This is a genomic window from Sphingosinicella sp. BN140058, from assembly GCF_004135585.1.
Taxonomy (GTDB): domain Bacteria; phylum Pseudomonadota; class Alphaproteobacteria; order Sphingomonadales; family Sphingomonadaceae; genus Allosphingosinicella.
In genome coordinates this window covers 1,748,650-1,765,686 of the sequence record NZ_CP035501.1, presented here as the reverse complement: position 1 = coordinate 1,765,686, position 17,037 = coordinate 1,748,650, and the positions used below count along the sequence as shown (strand labels likewise).

Here is a 17,037-nt window from a genome sequence, read left to right as displayed (position 1 = left end):
GCAAGATGCTCTGAGGAAACCAGGAGTTTCGAATGGATCGCCTCACCAGCATGGCTGTCTTCGTCAGGGCGGTGGATCTCGGCTCGTTCGCGGCCGCGGCCTCGGCGCTCGATCTCTCCGCGCCGATGGTCGGCAAGCACGTTCGCGCACTGGAGGCGCGGCTGGGCGTCACTCTGCTCAACCGGACCACCCGCCGGCAGAGCCTGACCGATTTCGGCCGCACCTATTACGAACGCTGTCGTACGGTGCTCGTGGAGGCCGATGCCGCGGACGCGCTCGCCGCCGATCAGCGCCTGGTGCCGTCGGGCAAATTGCGGGTGGCGATGCCGGTGCTGTTCGGTCGGCGCTGCGTCGCACCGATCCTGCTCGATCTCGCCCGCGCCCATCCCGGCCTCGAGCTCGATCTTTCGTTCAGCGACCGCCTTTCCGATCTCGCCGAGGACCGCTTCGATTTCGCCGTGCGCACCGGCACGCTCGCCGACAGCGCCGGCCTGATCGCGCGCTGCGTGGCGCGTCAGCGGATGATCGTCGTCGCCGCCCCGGCCTATCTCGAAGGCCGGAACGTGCCGACGAGGATCGACGATCTCGCCGGCCATGAAGCCGTCATCTATCGCCGTTCCGGCCGCATTCCGCCCTGGCTGTTCCCGCAGCCGGGAGCGCCGCCGCGCGAGATCACGCTTCCCAATCGCCTGCGTTTCGACGATCTCGGCGCCATCGCCGATGCTGCCGCGGCAGGCACTGGCCTCGCCTGGCTGCCGAGCTGGCTGGTCCGCGACCGCCTCCGGTCGGGCGCGCTCGTGCAGCTGCTGCCCGAGCAGCCGCCATTCCTTTACGACGTCCACACCTTGTGGCTGCAGACCCGGCATCTCCCCAACAAGGTCCGGCTCGCGGTCGATGCCCTTGCCGCGGGGCTGCCGAGACTGATGGAGTGAGGCTGTCTTGACCCCTCGGCACGCCTTAGATCCTCCCCGCTCGCGGGGAGGGGGACCGCCGCCGCAGGCGGTGGTGGAGGGGGTTCCGAGACCCCGCTAACTCTTCGTCCTCCCGCTGAGCGGGCCTCGCAACCCCCTCCACCGCCTCCGGCGGTCCCCCTCCCCTTTCGGGGAGGATCCAAGCTGCCGCAGGCTCATACGCGTTTCTTGGGCGTCGGGCGCTGACTGTTGCGACTATCCCGCCACCGCCTCGGCAGCTTCCGCTTTCCTCAGCCGCTCGATCACCAGCCGCGCCTTCACGCCGCCCTGATCGATCGCATAGGCCCGAAGCTTCAGCCCGGGATTGCGCTCGATCGAGCTCTGCTGCGCTTCCAGCACTTCGACATCCTCGGCGAAGACGCCGCCCTGCTGCTGCTTGAAGCGGGCGGTGAAGCCGGTGTCGTGGATGTCGAAATTGCGTGCCATGCCCCAGAAATAATGGGTCCTGCCCTCGCTCTCCGGCGTGATCGCGTCGATCACGAAGCCGCGCACGCCCTGGTCGTGATCTTCGACGGTGGCGCCGGCGCCCACCGGCGCGACGCCGACGTCGATGATCACGTTGGACGGCGGCAGAAAACGGCAGATCTGCCAGCGGTCGACGAGGCCGTCCTGCTTGAGCGCGCCGCGCCAGAAAGGCGGTGCTTCGATGCCCGCCATCCAGCGCGTGACGACGATCTCGTTGCCTTCGGCGTGGGTGGTGATCGGCGCTTCCATCAGTTCGCGCTGGCCGATCGAGCCTTCGTGGACGTAGGTTTCGTGGGTGAGGTCCATCAGATTGTCGATCAGCAGCCGGTAATCGCAGGCGATCGCATTATAGCCGCCGTCGAACGTCCAGCCCTCGTGGCTGCACGGCCAGAAATCGGGGATCAGTGCCGGGTCGGCTTTCTCGGCGGCCCCGATCCAGATCCAGACGAAGCGGTGGCGCTCGACCACTGGATAGGTCTTGACGCAGATCGACGTGTTCACCGGATCGTTGCGGAGCGGCATCTCCTCGGCACGGCCGTCGCTGCCGATCAGCAGGCCATGATAGCGGCAGCGGATCGAATCTCCTTCCTTGATCCCCATCGACAGCGGCAGTAGCCGGTGCGGGCAGGCATCCTGCATCGCGACGATGGTGCGGTCGAGGCGGCGATAGAGCATCACCGGCTCGCCGCAGATCGTCCGCGCCAGGGGCGCCCGGTCAACTTCCGCGTCCCAGGCGGCGACATACCAGCGATTGTCGATCCACGTCGTCATTGCCGCCTCTCCCCTTGCGTTCCCTCAGTCTTCGTCCGCGGTCATTCGGAGTCGCTGCCAACGCGCTCCTTGTCGTAGGCGCCGAGCCCGGGCTTGTAGCTCTTCTCGTCGATGAACTGGCGGATGCCTTCCTTGCGGCCCCGGGGATCGAACGAGTTCGCCGCCTCCTGCGCACGCACCAGGAAATCCTCGGCATTGTCGTAGGTCATGTCCTTGACCCTGCGGACCGCATCCTTGGTTGCCTTGAGCGCCACCGGATTCTTCTCGAGCAGCATCGCCGCCACCGCGCTCACCCGCGCCTTGAGCTCGGCTGCGGGCACGGCCTCGTTGACCAGCCGCCACTCCGCGGCCTTGCGGCCGTCGATCATCTCGCCTGTCATCGCATGGTACATCGCGTCGCGCATCGAGATCAGATCGACGACGACCTTGGTCGCGCCGCCGCCGGGCAGGATGCCCCAGTTGATCTCGGACAGTCCGAACTTCGCTTCCTCGGCGGCGAAGGCGAGGTCGCAGGCGTAAAGCGGGCCGTAGCCGCCGCCGAAGCACCAGCCGTTGACCATTGCGATGGTCGGCTTCTGGAACCAGCGCAGCCGCCGCCACCAGCCATAGCTCTCCCGCTGCGAGCGGCGGATGCCGCCAAGCCCTTCCGCCTCCGTCTCACGAAAATATTCCTTGAGATCCATGCCGGCGGTCCAGGATTCGCCTTCGCCGCTCAGCACCAGCACGCCGACATCGTCGCGGAACTCGAGTTCGTCGAGCACCTCCATCATCCGGCGGTTGAGCTTGGGGCTCATCGCGTTGCGTTTTTCGGGACGGTTGAATTTCACCCAGGCGATGCGGTCGACCACCTCATAGGCGACCGTGTCCTGTTGGCTGCGTTCCTGCATAAACTTGCTCCGATTGGAAGGAGAGGGGCGTGTGCCGCCCGTTCAGAAGGGGTAGTGACCGGCCTGGGTCTCGATCGTGATCCAGCGCAGCTCGGTGAAACTGTCGATCCCGGCCTTGCCGCCGAAGCGGCCGTAACCGGAGGCGCCGACGCCGCCGAACGGCATTTGCGGCTCGTCGTGGACGGTCGGGCCGTTGACGTGGCAGATGCCCGATTTGATCCGGCGGGCGATGGTGAGGCCGCGTGCGGTATCCTTGGTGAAGACGGCGGCGGAGAGCCCGTATTCGCTGTCGTTGGCGAGGCGGATCGCATCCTCCTCGTCCCTGGCGCGCAGGATGCCGACGATCGGGCCGAAGCTCTCGTCGCGGTAGAGGTTCATCTCGCTGGTGACACCGTCGATCACCGTCGCGCCCATCAGCACGCCCTCGGCCTTGCCGCCGGCGAGCGCCCGCGCGCCCTTGCCGAGCGCGTCGTCGATGAGGGCGTTGACGTGATGAACGGTGCGCTGGTCGACCACCGCGCCCAAAGGCGTCTTGCCCTCGCGCGGATCGCCGCACAGCAGGCCTTGCGCCTTGGCGCCGAATTTCTCGGCAAAGGCATCGGCGATCGCCTCGACGACGATGATCCGCTCGGTCGACATGCAGATCTGGCCCTGATTCATGAACGCGCCGAACGCGGCGGCGTTGACCGCTTCGTCGAGATCGGCGTCTTCGAGCACGATCAGGGGCGCCTTGCCGCCGAGTTCGAGCAGCACCGGCTTCAGATGCTCGGCGGCGCGCTTGGCGATGATCCGTCCGACGGCGGTCGATCCGGTGAAGTTGATCCGCCGCACCGCCGGGTGGTCGATCAGGGCGCCGACGATTTCGCCGGCATCTTCCGGGGCGTTGGTGACGAGGTTGACCGCGCCTGCGGGCAGGCCGGCCTCGACGAACGCCTCGATGATCAGGCCATGGGTGCGCGGGCATTGCTCGGACGCCTTCAGCACCACCGTGTTGCCGCAGGCGAGCGGCACTGCGATCGCCCGCACCGCGAGGATGATCGGCGCATTCCACGGCGCGATGCCGAGGATGACGCCGACCGGCTCGCGCAGAGCCATCGCGATGCAGCCGGGCTTGTCGGACGGGATCACCTCGCCGCCGATCTGGGTGGTGAGCGCCGCCGCCTCGCGTACCATGCCGGCGGCGAGCATCAGATTGAACCGCGCCCACATCTCGGTCGATCCGGTCTCGTGCATCATCGCATCGACGAACTGGTCGGCGCGGGCCTCGAGTGCCGCGGCCGCCTTGTTGAGCAGCGCACGCCGGGGATTGGGGCCGAGCGCCGACCAGGCCGGAAAGGCGGCAGCCGCCGCTTCGGCGGCGCGCTGCGCATCCTCGATGCCCGCCGCGGCCGCCCGAGTCGCCGGCTCGCCGGTCATCGGGTTCAACCGGGTGAAGGTGCGGCCTTGCGCCGCCTGTGCAGTCTCTCCACCGATGGACAAAAGCACATTTGCTGCTTCAGACATTGCCGCCTCCACGTCGTTTTGCTGTTGTCATCGGCATAATGTTGTGGAACATAACAATCAAGGGAGAAAGCGCGGTGAACGCAAAGACCAACATGGCGGCGTCCGAGCCGGAGGCGCCGACGCCGTCGCTCCAGGATCTCGTCGGCTATGCGCTGCGCCGCGCCCACAACCGCATGATGGCGGACCTTGCCGTGACCCTGGAGCCGACGGGCCTCCGGCGGGTGTTGGTCGCGATGCTGGCGGTGATCCGGGCCAAGCCGGGCGTGATCCAGATGGGGCTCGGCACGGAGCTCGGCATCCAGCGGGCCAATCTGGTGCCCTTGATCAACGAACTCACCGCGTTGGAGCTGATCGACCGGCGGCCGGCGCCGCACGATCGCCGGGCGCTTGCGCTGTTCCTGACCCCCAAGGGCGAGGCGGAGCTCGACCGCACCCTCGCGCTCGTGCTCGCCCACGAAGAACGCACGCTTGCCCGGCTGACGCCGGGCGAACGCAGGCAATTGCTCGGACTGCTCGACAAGATTGCGGCCGACTGACCGGCACGGCCGCATCCGCGCGGCGTGCGAGAAGGAGAGTGAAGATGGACCGTGATCCGCGGACGACACTGGCCGACGCGCCGATGAGCCCGGCGCAGATCGTCGCCGTGCTGATCACGGTTGCGCTGAACGCGCTCGACGGCTTCGACGTGCTCGCGATCAGCTTCGCCTCGCCCGGCATCGCCTCCGAATGGGGCATCGATCGCGCCGCTCTGGGCGTGGTGCTGTCGATGGAGCTGATCGGCATGGCGGTCGGCTCGATCATCCTCGGCGGGGTCACCGATCGCATCGGCCGGCGCCCGATGATCCTCGCCTGCCTGTGCGTGATGGCGGCCGGCATGTTCATGGTGACGACCACCACCAGCATCTTCGCTCTCTCGGCATGGCGCGTGTTCACCGGCCTCGGCATCGGCGGCATGCTCGCGGCGACCAACGCGACCGTCGCCGAATATGCCAATGCCCGCAGCCGCAACTTCTGCGTCGCGTTGATGGCGATCGGCTATCCCATAGGCGCGGTGCTCGGCGGTATGGTCGCGGCCCAATTGCTGAAGGGCCACGACTGGCGCTTCGTTTTCTATTTCGGCGGCGGCGTTACCCTCGCTTTCCTGCCGATCGTCTGGTGGCTGCTGCCGGAGACCATTCCCTTCCTGTGCCAGAAGCAGGGGCCGGGCGCGCTCGCCAAGGTCAACCGCGCGCTGGCGCGCATGGGTCACGCCGCGGTGGCGGTGCTGCCGCCCGCTGCCGCGGCGGGCGAGGGGCGTTCGCTCGGCGACGTCTTCCGGCCGGCGCTGCTCGCCACCACCCTGCTCGTCACTCTGGCCTATTTCACCCACATCGCGACCTTCTACTTCATCCTGAAATGGGTGCCGAAGATCGTCGTCGACATGGGCTTCGCGCCGTCGGCCGCGGCCGGCGTGCTGGTCTGGGCCAATGTCGGCGGCGCGATCGGCGGAGCCCTGCTCGGCCTGCTCGCCCGCAGCCTGCCGCTGCGCCCGCTGATCTTGGTCGCCCTCACCGGTTCGGTGGTGATGGTGAGCTGGTTCGGCCGCGGCCAGAGCGACCTCGCCCACCTGTCGCTGGTCGTCGGCATTTCCGGCTTCTTCACCAATGCCGGCGTGGTCGGGCTCTACGCGGTCTTCGCCCAGGCCTTCCCGACCCATGTCCGGGCGACCGGCACCGGCTTCGCGATCGGCGTCGGCCGCGGCGGCGCTGCGATCTCGCCGATCGTCGCCGGCCTGCTGTTCGAAGCTGGTTTCGGCCTGCAGGGCGTCGCCATCGTTATGGCTGCGGGCGCCGCCGTCGCCGCTGTCGCCATCCTGCTCCTCCCGCGCAGCGCGGCCGGAGCCGCCGCCGCCTGAGCGGAGACGATCGTTTCGTAAGCGGAAATGGTTTAGCATGCTCCGTCGCGGCGGACGGTCCGGCCGCGCACGCATTTGCGGGGGTCAGAATGATCGATCGGTTTGATGGTGCTACGGCGGCGCGCTGGACGCCTTATGCGCAGGCGGCGCTGCGCATCATGGCGGCTCTGCTGTTCCTGGCGCACGGCGTGCAGAAATTCTTCGGCTTCCCCGCCCCGTCGGAGCGCGGCACCGTCCAGCTTTTCTCGTTCATGGGTCTTGCCGGAACGCTCGAGCTCGTCGGCGGCCTGCTCCTGCTCGTTGGGCTGTTCACCAGGCCGGTCGCCTTTCTGCTCTCCGGCATGATGGCGGTCGCCTATTTCATGGCGCACGCGCCGCGCAGCGTCTTCCCGATCCTCAACGGCGGCGAGCCCGCCATTTTGTTCTGCTTCATCTTCCTGTTCCTCTGCATGGCCGGCCCCGGCGCTTGGAGCCTCGACGCGGCACGCCATCGGCGCCCTTGAAACTCTTTCCAGGCGTGCCTGGAAGGCGGGATGGAGCCGTGCCGCCGCGGCCGCCCATCGCCGCCATGATATCGCTCGCTCCCGCCATATGCGCGTGCGGCAGTTGATGGCCCGATCTACTGCGCCGAGGAATCGCATCTCGTGCCAAGTCTTGGCCTTTTTTAGGAGCCGATCACCTGTGGCTTCGCCCGTGTCTGCACCTGGCATGGATCTTGCGGAACAGAAACGCGGGAGCCCATCGCTCAGGAGATTTCATGTTCACCATAGTCCAGGAAAACAGATCAGGCCGCCAGCATCCATCCGTCACGCGTTTGGCCTGCCGAGGCGCGATGGCTGCCGCAGCCTTCACGATGCTGCCCACCCTCGCTTCGGCTCAGACGCCCAACGAGATTTTCGCGAAGGCGCGCAAGCTGCGGACTGCGGACGCCGTCGATGACACTGGCCTGGTCCCGATCGGCGGCATCGATCAGTGGATTTCGGTGCGCGGCCGTCACCGCGACAATCCCATCCTGCTGTTCGTCCACGGCGGCCCGGGCTTCACCGCGTCCCCCGTCAGCTATCATTACATGCGCGACTGGGAGGAGTATTTCACCGTCGCCCACTGGGACCAGCGCGGCGCCGGCAAGACCTACGCGGCTAACGATCCGGCGAAAGTCCGCCCGACGATGTCGGTTGCGCGGATGGTCGACGATGCCGAAGGCGTAGCAGCTTATCTCAGGCGAAAATACGGCAAGCGCCGCATCGTGCTGATGGCGCACTCCTTTGGAACCATCATCGGCTTGAAGCTGGCGCAGCGGCACCCCGACTGGTTCCACGCCTATGTCGGCACCGGGCAGTTCGTCGACTTCCAGCGCAGCGAGGCCGAAGGATATGCGGCGACCTTGCAGGCGGCCCGCGCCGCGAACAACGCGCAGGCCGTTGCCGACCTGATCCGAATGGCGCCGTTTCCCGATCCCGCGCATCCCGAGCGGAACGTGCAGAATCTCGGGATCGAGCGGAAATGGCTTGCCGCTTTCGGCGGCTATTACTGGCCCGCCGGCGAGGGTCACAACGTCGCCATTTCGCGGTTCAGCCCCGATTACAGCGAAGCTGACCTCAAGACGCGCGACGCGGCGCAGGCCTTCAGCGATCAGGCGCTCTGGGGCGAAATCGGCACCCTTGATTTGAGCCGGTCGACGGCTTTTCGTCTACCGGTGGTGATCTTGCAGGGGCGGCATGATCTCGGCACCTCCTCCGCCTTGGTCGCCAAATGGTTCGGCCGAGTCACCGCGCCCTCCAAGCAACTGGTCTGGTTCGAGGATTCCGCCCACATGACGTTCGAGGAAGAACCCGGGAAGATGCTGGTTTCGCTGGTCGACATCGTCCGTCCGCTGGCGCGGGAATAGGGTAAGCGGAGCATTGGTCGACGGGTGCGAGGCTGCCGCTCAGAGCGGCAGGCCGACATAGTTTTCCGCGATCGCGGTCTGCATCGCCTTGCTCTGGGCGACATAATCGAGCTCGGCGATCTGCATGCGGTGCTCGAACGCGCCGTCCTCGGGGAAATGGTGCATCAGCTTGGTCAATTGCCAGCTGAACCTTTCCGCCTTCCAAATTCGCGCCAATGCGGTCCGCTCGTAGCCGGCGAGCGCAGCCTCGCTGCCGTCGCGATAATGCGCGATCAGCGCGTCGGACAGATAGGCGACGTCCGAGGCCGCCAGGTTCAGTCCTTTGGCGCCGGTCGGCGGCACGATGTGGGCGGCATCGCCGGCGAGAAACAGCCGGCCGTGGCGCATCGTCTCGAACACGTAGCTCCTCAAAGGCGCGATCGAGATTTCAAGCGCCGGCCCGCGTGTCACCCCACGCTCGGAGATCGGGTCGAAGCGACGCGCCAGCTCGTCCCACAGACGCTCCTCCGGCCAGTCCTCGATCCGCTCGCTGAGCGGCACCTGGATATAATAACGGCTGCGGGTCGGCGAGCGCATCGAGGCGAGCGCGAAGCCACGCGGCCCGTTCGCATAAATGAGTTCGGGATGGCAGGGCGGCACGTCGGCGAGGATGCCGAGCCAGCCGAACGGATAGACGCGCTCATACTCCCGGGCGTGGGGGGGCGGGATTGCCTTGCGGGAGGGGCCGTGAAACCCATCGCATCCGGCAATGAATTCGGCGTCGATCCGGCAGGCGGCGCCATCCCTGGTGAAGGTGAGCGACGGTGTGTCCCCGTCCAGATCGTGCAGGGCGACGTCGCCGGCGCCGTAGACGATCTCCAGCCCGCGCTCCGGCGCTGCGTCCATCAGATCGCGGGTGAGTTCCGTTTGGCCGTAGACCGTCACATGCTTGCCGGTCAGCGCCTTGACGTCGATGCGGATCAGGCGTTCGCCGTCGGCGAGATTGAAGCCCTCCTCGATCATTCCTTCCGCGTTCAGCCGCGCATCGATGCCGAGCCGCGCCATCAGCCCGGTGGTGACCGTCTCCAGCACCCCGGCGCGGATCCGCGAGAGCACATAGTCCGGGCTCTGCCGCTCGACGATCACGCACTCGATGCCGGCCTGACGAAGAAGGTGGCCGAGCAGCAGCCCGGACGGCCCCGCGCCGACGATGGCGACCTGGGTGCGCATCAGCGATCCTCCCCGGCACTTGGCCAGGTCTCGGTATCGATCTCGGCCTCTGTCGCCGCCGGGTAGCGCGGCCCCGCCACGGCCTCGGGCGTGAACAACGCATCGATCCGGGCGAGCAGGCCGGCATCCACCGTCACCGCCCGCTTGTTCTGCTCCAGATGATCGAGCGACGTCGTACCCGGAATCGCCACGACATGATCCCCGCGCGCCAGCACCCAGGCGAGCGACAGCTGGGCCGGCGTGCAGCCCGCCTCGGCGGCAAGCGCCTCGAACTTCCCGAGCAGCGTCAGGTTCGCGGCGAGATTGTCGCCCTGGAAGCGCGGCATGCCGCGGCGGATGTCGCCCTCTGCGAGCTGGTCAGCGGAGCGGATCGCCCCGGCGAGAAAGCCGCGCGCCAACGGCGAGAAGGCAACGAGCGCGGTGCCAAGTTCTTGACTCGCATCGAGCACGCCCAGTTCGACGTTGCGCGACCAGGGCGAATATTCGTTCTGCACGGCGGCGATCGGATGGACCGCATGCGCCCGGCGCAGGGTCGCCGCCGAGACTTCGCTGAGCCCGATCGCCCGCACCTTGCCCTCGCGGACCATGTCGGCGAGCGCGCCGACCGACTCCTCGATCGGCACCTTCTTGTCCCAGCGATGGAGGTAATAGAGGTCGATCACGTCGGTGCGCAGCCGCCGCAGCGAGTCTTCGAGCGTACGCCGCAGCGTCTCGGGACGGCCGTCGATCACCCTTTTGCCGTCGACGCCCTGCATCCCGCATTTGGAGGCGAGGGTGAATTCGCGGCGGCGGTGGCCGAGCGCCTCGCCGATCAGTTCCTCATTGGCGCCGAAGCCGTACAATGCGGCGGTGTCGAGCAGATCATTGCCGAGATCGAGCGCGCGGCCCAGCAGCCGCGCCGCATGATCGCGCGGCGGGGGCGTGCCGTAGGCGTGGCTCAGCGACATGCAGCCGAGGCCGATCGCGCCGACCTGCAACGGGCCGATGCTGCGCTTTGCGCTCACGCGGCGTCGCTCCAGTAGAGGCATTCGGGATTGTCGATCAGCAATTTGCGCTGCAGTTCGGCCGTCGGCGCGATCCGCGGAATGACGTCGACCAACGTGCCGTCGTCGGGGATGCGGTGCTCCATGTTCGGGTGCGGCCAGTCCGTCCCCCACAGCACCCGGTCCGGGTAGCGCTCGACCACCGGCCGGATCACGTCGACGAAATCGTCGAACGGCGGCCCCATCAGCGACAGCCGTTCGGCCCCCGAAACCTTGGTCCAGATCGTCGGATGCGTGTCGAGCAGCTGCTTGAACCGCGTGATGTCGGCGCCATCAGGGCCTTGCGCGATATCGGGCCGGCCGAGATGGTCGACGACGACGATGGTCGGGATCGCCTCCAGGAACGGCACCAGCTCTTCCAATATGTCGGCCTCGAAATAGACGACCACGTGCCAGCCGAGCGGTTCGATCTTCTTCGCGATCTCGAGGAACTTGTCCTTGGGCGCATTGTCGACGAGGCGCTTCAGGAAGTTGAACCGCACACCGCGGATGCCGCCCGCGTGCAGCGCCTTGAGTTCGTCGAGGCCGATGTCGAGATCGACCACCGCAACGCCGCGCGCCTTGCCGCCGGACTTGGCGATGCCGTTCAAGGTCGCGCGATTGTCGGTGCCATGGCAGCTCGCCTGGACGATGACGTTGCGCGAGAAGCCGAGATGGTCGCGCAGCGCGAACAGCATTTCGGGGCTCGCGTCCTCCGGATGATATTTGGCCTTGGGGCTGAACGGAAATTCGGCCTCCGGCCCGAACACATGGACATGGGCATCGACCGCGCCCGGCGGCGGCGTCCAGAGCGGCTTGGACGGCGCGTCCACCCAGGTCTTGGTGCGGCTCATGCGAAAACCTTTCCATCCATCAATTTGCGGGCGGTGCGCAGCAGAGCTGCGCTCGCCACCTGGTCCGCCTCATCGAGTTCGAGCACGCAGCTCATCTCGCCGGTCGGATGCTCGACCGAGAGCGTCTTGCGCCGCCCCTCGGGGATGTCCGCCACTTCGGCCGCCGGCGATCCGTCGATCAGGCAGGCCGTGGCGACGCTGACCGCGCCGAGCACGCCGATCGTGGCGTGGGCGCGGTGCGGAATGAAGCTGCGCACCGTCACCGCGCCGCCGTTCCGCGGCGGGGCGACCAGCATCATCTTGGGCACCGACTTGGCGGCGACGTCGCCGAGATTCATCAACGGCCCCGCCTTCAATCGGATCGCCTCGATCCGCGCCTTGAGGTCGCTGGCGGCGTCGAGCGTGTCGCGATCCTCATAGCCGGTCGCGCCGACATCCTCGGCGCGCATCACCACGCAGGGCATGCCATTGTCGATCAGCGTGCAGCGGACGCCGTCGATCTCGTCGGCTGCATGGCTGGTGGGGAGGAGGGCGCCGCACGACGAGCCGGCGGTGTCGCGGAACGCGAGCGGGACGGGGGCGGCGGTGCCCGGCACTCCGTCGATCCGCGCATCACCCGCATAGGAGACCTCGCCGCCGGGCGTGCGCACCGTCGCCACCGCCGACTGCCCGGTATTGACCATGAAGATGGCGACATCCGTCTCGTCGCCGGCTGCCGCCACAAGCCCGCGCTCGATCGCGAACGGGCCGACTCCGGCGAGGATGTTGCCGCAATTCTGCGCATCGGTGACGCGCGCCTGATCGACGAACACCTGCAGGAACAGATAGTCGACGTCGATCCCCGGCCGCGCGGACCTGGACACCACCGCGACCTTGGAGGTCAGCGGATCGGCGCCCCCCATGCCGTCGATCTGCCGCGGATCGGGCGAGCCCATCACTTGGAGCAGGAACGCGTCTCGCTCGGCGGTGTCGGCGGGCAGATCCTCGGCGAGGAAGTAGCCGCCCTTCGAGGTGCCGCCGCGCATCCACATGCAGCGGACGCCCGTTACCCCGGCCCGCTCAGACATATTTCAGCCCCAGTTGCTCGAGCTTGCCGCGCATGTCGTAAATGTCGAGGCCGAGCTCGCCCGCGGCGAGGCGGCGGCGCTTGTCCTGTTCGGCCGCCTCCCGCATCTGCGCTTTGGCGAGCACCTCCTCGGCACGTTCGCGTTCGACCACGCAGACCCCGTCATCGTCCGCGACGATTGCGTCGCCCGGCCGGATCGCCGCACCGGCGCAGACCACCGGCACGTTGACCGAGCCCAAAGTCGCCTTCACCGTCCCTTGTGCGAACACCGCCTTCGACCAGACCGGGAAGCCCATCTCGGTGAGATCGCGCACGTCGCGCACGCCGGCGTCGATCACCAGCCCCCGGCAGCCGCGCGCCATCGCCGAGGTGGCGAGCAGATCACCGAAGTAACCGTCGACGCAAGGGGAGGTCGGCGCCAGCACGAGGATGTCGCCCTCGCGCAATTGTTCGATCGCGACATGGACCATCCAATTGTCGCCGGGCGGCGCCGAGATGGTGACTGCATTGCCGGCGATCCGCGCCCCCGCATAGATCGGCCGCATGTGCGGCGCGAGCAGCCCGGTCCGCCCCTGCGCCTCGTGCACGGTCGCGACGCCGGCGGCGGCGAGGCCGTCGACCACCGCCAGCGGGGTACGCTCGAACTTCTGGACGACGATCCCTGCCATGGCGAACTCCTCGATATGCCCATCTTTTCCTCCCTGTCGCCGCAGGCGATGGGGAGGGGGACCGCACGAAGTGCGGTGGAGGGGCTTCCCGCGCCGATAGCCCCTCCACCACCTTTCAGGTGGTCCCCCTCCCCATCCGTTACGCGGACAGGGAGGATTGAAGGGGGGCGCGTCCGACCCCTCGCCACCCGGGTGCAACCGCTTGCCTGCCGCAGGCAAATGCGAACACTGCGCATCCGATAAGTTTTTGCTAAGACCGCTCATCATGGACGCGTCCGATTTCAACCTCCGTCACCTCGCGGCGATGGTCGCCGCGGCGGAGAGCGGCAGCCTCAGTGCGGCGGCGAGGCGGGTGAACCTCACCCAGCCGGCGATCACCCAGGGTGTGTCGAAGCTCGAACGGGGCCTCGGCCTGCCCTTGTTCGAGCGCCGCCCCGGCGGCATGGAGCCGACCGACGCCGCCCGCATTCTCGCCCCGCGCGCGGCAGCGGCGCTGGCGCTGATCGGCAGTTCGCGGGTCACCGGCCCGCAGATGCGCGCGTTCATGGCGCTCGCGCGGGGCGGCAGCTACGTCGCCGCCGCGGCGGCAACCGGCATTCGCGAAGCGTCGCTGCACCGCGCCGTCGCCGATCTCGCGCTCGGCCTCGGCCACCGCCTGGTCGAGCGCCGTGGCCGCGGCATCGCGCTGACCGCCCGAGGTCTTGCCGTCGCCCGCCGCTTTCGCCTCGCCGAAGCCGAACTGAAGGCGGCGTTGAGCGAACTCGCCGCCCTGCAAGGCCGCGAGATCGGCCGGATCGCGATCGGCGCGATGCCGCTGTCGCGGGCACGCCTCCTGCCGAACGCGGTCGCCGCCTTCCACCGCGCTCATCCCCAGGTCGACCTGTCGATCGCCGAAGGCTCGCATGTCGAGCTGGTCGGCCCGTTGCGTGACGGCGAGATCGATCTGATGCTCGGCGCGCTGCGCGATCCCTCACCCGGCGACGACCTCGTCCAAACCCCTCTGTTCGTCGATCGTCCGGTCGTGCTCGGCCGCAGCGGCCATCCGCTCGCCGGCCGCGGCACGATGCCCGCCATGGCCGATCTCGCCCGCTTCGCCTGGGTCGTCCCGCCCGAGGGCACGCCCCTGCGGGCGCAATGGCGGCGCATGTTCGACCTCAGCGGAGTCGCGGTGCCGCGGGTGGCGATCGAATCCGGCTCGGTGATCGTCGTCCGGCAGCTCCTCATCCAGACCGACTTCCTCACCCTGCTGTCGCCGGATCAGGTCGCGGTCGAGCTCGAGGCGGAATGGATCTGCCGGATCGGCACCCCGCCCGGCGATCCGCATCGCACCATCGGGATCACTGCCCGGGCCGGCTGGCGCCCGACGCCGCTGCAGCGCCGCTTCGTTGCCTCGGTCGAGGCCGAGGCAAAGCGGATCATCGACGATTAGCTTCGTCTAATAGTGCGGACGTGCTTCTGATTGGCGGCGGCCATGGCTCTGCCGCACAGCCGGATCATGGTTGCGACGGTCACCTTCATCGGCTTCGGAGAGGCCGGCCGGGCCTTTGCCGGTGCTCCGGGCTGGCAGGGCCGCGTGCGTGCATATGACCGTCTGACCGACGCCGCGGCGACCCGCGCTGCCAAGCAGGCCGATTATCGCGCCGCCGGCGTGGACGGCGCCGCCAGCCTCGGCGAAGCGCTGTCCGGTACCGATCTCCTCCTCAGCCTGGTCATCGCCGATCAGGCGCTGGCCGTCGCTCGCGACGCCGCCGCGTCGATCGGCGCCGGCGCCCTGTTCTGCGATCTGAACAGCGTCGCCCCCGGTACCAAGTCCGAGGCCGCAACCGCGATCGAAGCCGCCGGCGGCGCCTATGTCGATGTCGCCGTGATGGCGCCGGTCCATCCCGCCGGCCTCGCCGTGCCGCTTTTGCTCAGCGGGCCGGAGGCCGGGCGCGCCGCCGACTCGCTGGCCGGACTCGGCTTCTCGAACCTTCGCGTCGTCGGCGCCCGCGTCGGCCAGGCCTCGTCGATCAAGATGATCCGCTCGGTGATCGTCAAGGGCCTGGAGGCGCTGACGGCCGAGGCGATGCTGGCTGCCGAAGCGGCCGGCGTGACCGAGGAGGTGCTCGCCTCGCTCGATTCCAGCGAGCGGCCGAAGCCTTGGGCCGAACGCGCCGACTACAATCTCGATCGCATGCTCGTGCACGGCCTGCGCCGCGCCGAGGAAATGGCCGAAGTGGTCAAGACCTTGTCCGATCTCGGCGTCGATCCGCTGATGTCGCGCGGCACCGTCTCGCGGCAGCGCCAATTCGGCGAACTCGGCATCGCCTCGCCGCCGTCGGGGCTCGCCGCCAAGATCGCCACCATCACCGACAGAAAGGCGGATGCGGCATGAGCCTCGTCATCGATTGCCACGGCCATTACACCACCGCGCCGGCGGCGCATAACGAGTGGCGCGAGGCGCAGAAGGCGGCGTTCAAGGCCGGCACCGCGCTGCCGCCTTACCCGACCATCTCCGACGACGAGATCCGCGAGACGCTGGAGGCGAACCAGCTCCGCCTCCTGCGCGAGCGCGGCGCCGACATGACCATCTTCAGCCCGCGCGCCTCGGCCATGGCCCACCATGTCGGCGACGAGAGCGTCTCCAGGGCCTGGGCCCGGGCGAACAACGATCTCATCGCCCGCTGCGTCGCCCTCTATCCCGACATTTTCGTCGGCGTCTGCATGCTCCCGCAATCGCCCGCGGCCGATCTCCAGGGCTCGGTCGAGGAACTGGAGCGCTGCGTGACGGAACTTGGCTTCGTGGGCTGCAACCTCAATCCCGATCCCGGCGGCGGCCATTTCCGGCACCCGCCGCTCACCGACCGCCACTGGTACCCGATCTACGAAAAGATGGTCGAATTGGACGTGCCGGCGATGATCCACGTCTCCGGCTCGTGCAATCCGGGCCTGCACGCCACCGGCGCCTTCTACATCGCCGCCGACACGATCGCGTTCATGCAGCTGATCGAGGGCGATCTGTTCAAGGATTTCCCGACCCTGCGCTTCATCATCCCCCATGGCGGCGGCGCGGTGCCCTATCATTGGGGCCGCTACCGGGGCCTCGCCGACATGCTGAAGCAGCCCTCGCTCGATACGCATGTCATGAACAACGTCTATTTCGACACCTGCGTCTATCACCAGCCCGGCATCGATCTCTTGGCCGAGGTGATCGACACCAAGAACATCCTGTTCGGCTCGGAGATGGTCGGCGCGGTCCGCGGCATCGATCCGGAGACCGGCCATCATTTCGACGACACCAAGCGCTACGTCGACGCGCTGCCGATCTCCGACGACCAGCGCCACGCCATCTTCGAGGGCAATGCGCGAAGAGTCTTCCCGCGGCTCGACGCGAAACTGAAGGAGAAGGGTCGATGAACCAGCCCCGCGACATCCACGCCTATCTCGCAGAGTTCGACGATATCCCCGGCACCCGGGTCTACACCGCCAAGCGGGCACGCGCCGGCTATCACCTCAACCAGTTTGCGATGAGCCTGATGAAGGCCGAGAATCGCGAACGCTGGAAGGCGGACGAGCGCGCCTATCTCGATCAGTGGCCGATGACCGAGGAGCAGAAACAGGCGGTGCTCGACCGCGATTACAACCGTCTGCTCGATCTCGGCGGCAACATCTATTTCCTCGCCAAGGTCTTCTCGACCGACGGCCTCTCCTTCCTCCAGGCCGTGAGCACGATGACCGGCATGAGCGTCGAGGATTATCAGGCGATGATGATCGCCGGCGGCCGCTCGCCCGAAGGCGTGCGCTCGCTCAGGGAGAGCGAAGCGGGGATCCCCAAGGCCGAAGACAAGGAGCCAAGCTGA

At 67.8% G+C, this 17,037-nt stretch carries 17 protein-coding genes; 9 read left to right on the top strand and 8 right to left on the bottom strand.

The genetic code is table 11. From position 1 onward, the window contains the following. Positions 1-32: 32 nt before the first annotated feature. Positions 33-932: a LysR substrate-binding domain-containing protein gene (locus ETR14_RS08010; protein WP_129384129.1), complete on the top strand. Its 900-nt coding sequence runs from the start codon at positions 33-35 to the stop codon at positions 930-932. Positions 933-1,166: 234 nt separating this feature from the next. Here ETR14_RS08010 and ETR14_RS08005 read toward each other — a convergent pair whose 3' ends face one another. Genes ETR14_RS08005 through ETR14_RS07995 form a run of 3 tightly spaced genes read right to left on the bottom strand, consistent with a single transcriptional unit; the run spans position 1,167 to position 4,510 of the window. Then, positions 1,167-2,207 (bottom strand): aromatic ring-hydroxylating dioxygenase subunit alpha, encoded by a 1,041-nt coding sequence (locus tag ETR14_RS08005; protein WP_129384128.1) that lies wholly within the window; start codon positions 2,205-2,207, stop codon positions 1,167-1,169. Between the two features lie 41 nt (positions 2,208-2,248). Further along, complete coding sequence (locus ETR14_RS08000; RefSeq protein WP_129384127.1) at positions 2,249-3,094, bottom strand: p-hydroxycinnamoyl CoA hydratase/lyase; 846 nt, start codon at positions 3,092-3,094, stop codon at positions 2,249-2,251. Positions 3,095-3,136: 42 nt separating this feature from the next. Further along, positions 3,137-4,510 (bottom strand): aldehyde dehydrogenase, encoded by a 1,374-nt coding sequence (locus ETR14_RS07995; RefSeq protein WP_243455906.1) that lies wholly within the window; start codon positions 4,508-4,510, stop codon positions 3,137-3,139. A gap of 161 nt (positions 4,511-4,671) precedes the next feature. Between ETR14_RS07995 and ETR14_RS07990 the strand changes: the two genes are divergently transcribed. From ETR14_RS07990 to ETR14_RS07975, 4 genes are all read left to right on the top strand, one after another. Then, positions 4,672-5,133, top strand: coding sequence for a MarR family winged helix-turn-helix transcriptional regulator (locus ETR14_RS07990; RefSeq protein WP_129384125.1), 462 nt, complete (start codon positions 4,672-4,674; stop codon positions 5,131-5,133). A gap of 44 nt (positions 5,134-5,177) precedes the next feature. Next, the gene (locus tag ETR14_RS07985; RefSeq protein WP_129384124.1) at positions 5,178-6,491 is read left to right on the top strand and encodes an MFS transporter; all 1,314 of its coding nucleotides are present in this window, start codon (positions 5,178-5,180) and stop codon (positions 6,489-6,491) included. 89 nt (positions 6,492-6,580) lie between these two features. Then, positions 6,581-6,994 carry a DoxX family protein gene (locus ETR14_RS07980; protein WP_129384123.1) on the top strand — a complete coding sequence of 138 codons (414 nt, stop codon included), beginning with the start codon at positions 6,581-6,583 and terminating at the stop codon, positions 6,992-6,994. A gap of 329 nt (positions 6,995-7,323) precedes the next feature. Beyond that, positions 7,324-8,379 carry an alpha/beta hydrolase gene (locus ETR14_RS07975; protein ID WP_165356369.1) on the top strand — a complete coding sequence of 352 codons (1,056 nt, stop codon included), beginning with the start codon at positions 7,324-7,326 and terminating at the stop codon, positions 8,377-8,379. 39 nt (positions 8,380-8,418) lie between these two features. Here ETR14_RS07975 and pobA read toward each other — a convergent pair whose 3' ends face one another. The 5 genes from pobA to ligK are packed head-to-tail and all read right to left on the bottom strand — an operon-like array spanning position 8,419 to position 13,198. Further along, positions 8,419-9,588 carry a 4-hydroxybenzoate 3-monooxygenase gene (gene pobA, locus ETR14_RS07970; protein WP_129384121.1) on the bottom strand — a complete coding sequence of 390 codons (1,170 nt, stop codon included), beginning with the start codon at positions 9,586-9,588 and terminating at the stop codon, positions 8,419-8,421. Further along, positions 9,588-10,535 carry an aldo/keto reductase gene (locus ETR14_RS07965; RefSeq protein ID WP_243455905.1) on the bottom strand — a complete coding sequence of 316 codons (948 nt, stop codon included), beginning with the start codon at positions 10,533-10,535 and terminating at the stop codon, positions 9,588-9,590. Before ETR14_RS07965 ends, pobA begins: the two co-directional genes overlap by 1 nt. A gap of 53 nt (positions 10,536-10,588) precedes the next feature. Next, positions 10,589-11,464, bottom strand: a complete 876-nt coding sequence (locus ETR14_RS07960) for an amidohydrolase (RefSeq protein ID WP_129384119.1) — start codon at positions 11,462-11,464, stop codon at positions 10,589-10,591. Beyond that, the gene (locus ETR14_RS07955) at positions 11,461-12,531 is read right to left on the bottom strand and encodes a 4-oxalomesaconate tautomerase (RefSeq protein WP_129384118.1); all 1,071 of its coding nucleotides are present in this window, start codon (positions 12,529-12,531) and stop codon (positions 11,461-11,463) included. The genes ETR14_RS07960 and ETR14_RS07955 overlap by 4 nt, the downstream gene beginning before the upstream one ends. Continuing rightward, the gene (ligK, locus tag ETR14_RS07950) at positions 12,524-13,198 is read right to left on the bottom strand and encodes a 4-carboxy-4-hydroxy-2-oxoadipate aldolase/oxaloacetate decarboxylase (protein ID WP_129384117.1); all 675 of its coding nucleotides are present in this window, start codon (positions 13,196-13,198) and stop codon (positions 12,524-12,526) included. Before ligK ends, ETR14_RS07955 begins: the two co-directional genes overlap by 8 nt. A gap of 265 nt (positions 13,199-13,463) precedes the next feature. Here ligK and ETR14_RS07945 point away from each other — a divergent pair, with 265 nt between their 5' ends. From ETR14_RS07945 to ligA, 4 genes are all read left to right on the top strand, one after another. Then, on the top strand, positions 13,464-14,627 hold the full coding sequence (locus ETR14_RS07945) for a LysR family transcriptional regulator (RefSeq protein ID WP_129384116.1): 1,164 nt from the start codon (positions 13,464-13,466) through the stop codon (positions 14,625-14,627). A 66-nt stretch (positions 14,628-14,693) separates the two neighbouring features. Then, entirely contained in the window at positions 14,694-15,572 is an 879-nt protein-coding gene (locus ETR14_RS07940) for an NAD(P)-dependent oxidoreductase (protein ID WP_129391530.1), read from the top strand. Beyond that, positions 15,569-16,594, top strand: a complete 1,026-nt coding sequence (locus ETR14_RS07935; protein ID WP_129384115.1) for an amidohydrolase family protein — start codon at positions 15,569-15,571, stop codon at positions 16,592-16,594. The genes ETR14_RS07940 and ETR14_RS07935 overlap by 4 nt, the downstream gene beginning before the upstream one ends. Continuing rightward, on the top strand, positions 16,591-17,037 hold the full coding sequence (gene ligA / locus ETR14_RS07930) for a protocatechuate 4,5-dioxygenase subunit alpha (RefSeq protein WP_129384114.1): 447 nt from the start codon (positions 16,591-16,593) through the stop codon (positions 17,035-17,037). Before ETR14_RS07935 ends, ligA begins: the two co-directional genes overlap by 4 nt.

Excerpts from the sequence above, each read along its gene's own strand:
- ETR14_RS08010 (WP_129384129.1), top strand. The coding sequence starts at position 33 with ATGGATCGCCTCACCAGCATGGCTGTCTTCGTCAGGGCGGTGGATCTC.
- ETR14_RS08005 (WP_129384128.1), bottom strand. The coding sequence starts at position 2,207 with ATGACGACGTGGATCGACAATCGCTGGTATGTCGCCGCCTGGGACGCG.
- ETR14_RS08000 (WP_129384127.1), bottom strand. The coding sequence starts at position 3,094 with ATGCAGGAACGCAGCCAACAGGACACGGTCGCCTATGAGGTGGTCGAC.
- ETR14_RS07995 (WP_243455906.1), bottom strand. The coding sequence starts at position 4,510 with ATGACCGGCGAGCCGGCGACTCGGGCGGCCGCGGCGGGCATCGAGGAT.
- ETR14_RS07985 (WP_129384124.1), top strand. The coding sequence starts at position 5,178 with ATGGACCGTGATCCGCGGACGACACTGGCCGACGCGCCGATGAGCCCG.
- ETR14_RS07980 (WP_129384123.1), top strand. The coding sequence starts at position 6,581 with ATGATCGATCGGTTTGATGGTGCTACGGCGGCGCGCTGGACGCCTTAT.
- ETR14_RS07975 (WP_165356369.1), top strand. The coding sequence starts at position 7,324 with ATGGCTGCCGCAGCCTTCACGATGCTGCCCACCCTCGCTTCGGCTCAG.
- pobA (WP_129384121.1), bottom strand. The coding sequence starts at position 9,588 with ATGCGCACCCAGGTCGCCATCGTCGGCGCGGGGCCGTCCGGGCTGCTG.
- ETR14_RS07965 (WP_243455905.1), bottom strand. The coding sequence starts at position 10,535 with ATGTCGCTGAGCCACGCCTACGGCACGCCCCCGCCGCGCGATCATGCG.
- ETR14_RS07960 (WP_129384119.1), bottom strand. The coding sequence starts at position 11,464 with ATGAGCCGCACCAAGACCTGGGTGGACGCGCCGTCCAAGCCGCTCTGG.
- ETR14_RS07955 (WP_129384118.1), bottom strand. The coding sequence starts at position 12,531 with ATGTCTGAGCGGGCCGGGGTAACGGGCGTCCGCTGCATGTGGATGCGC.
- ligK (WP_129384117.1), bottom strand. The coding sequence starts at position 13,198 with ATGGCAGGGATCGTCGTCCAGAAGTTCGAGCGTACCCCGCTGGCGGTG.
- ETR14_RS07945 (WP_129384116.1), top strand. The coding sequence starts at position 13,464 with ATGGACGCGTCCGATTTCAACCTCCGTCACCTCGCGGCGATGGTCGCC.
- ETR14_RS07940 (WP_129391530.1), top strand. The coding sequence starts at position 14,694 with ATGGTTGCGACGGTCACCTTCATCGGCTTCGGAGAGGCCGGCCGGGCC.
- ETR14_RS07935 (WP_129384115.1), top strand. The coding sequence starts at position 15,569 with ATGAGCCTCGTCATCGATTGCCACGGCCATTACACCACCGCGCCGGCG.
- ligA (WP_129384114.1), top strand. The coding sequence starts at position 16,591 with ATGAACCAGCCCCGCGACATCCACGCCTATCTCGCAGAGTTCGACGAT.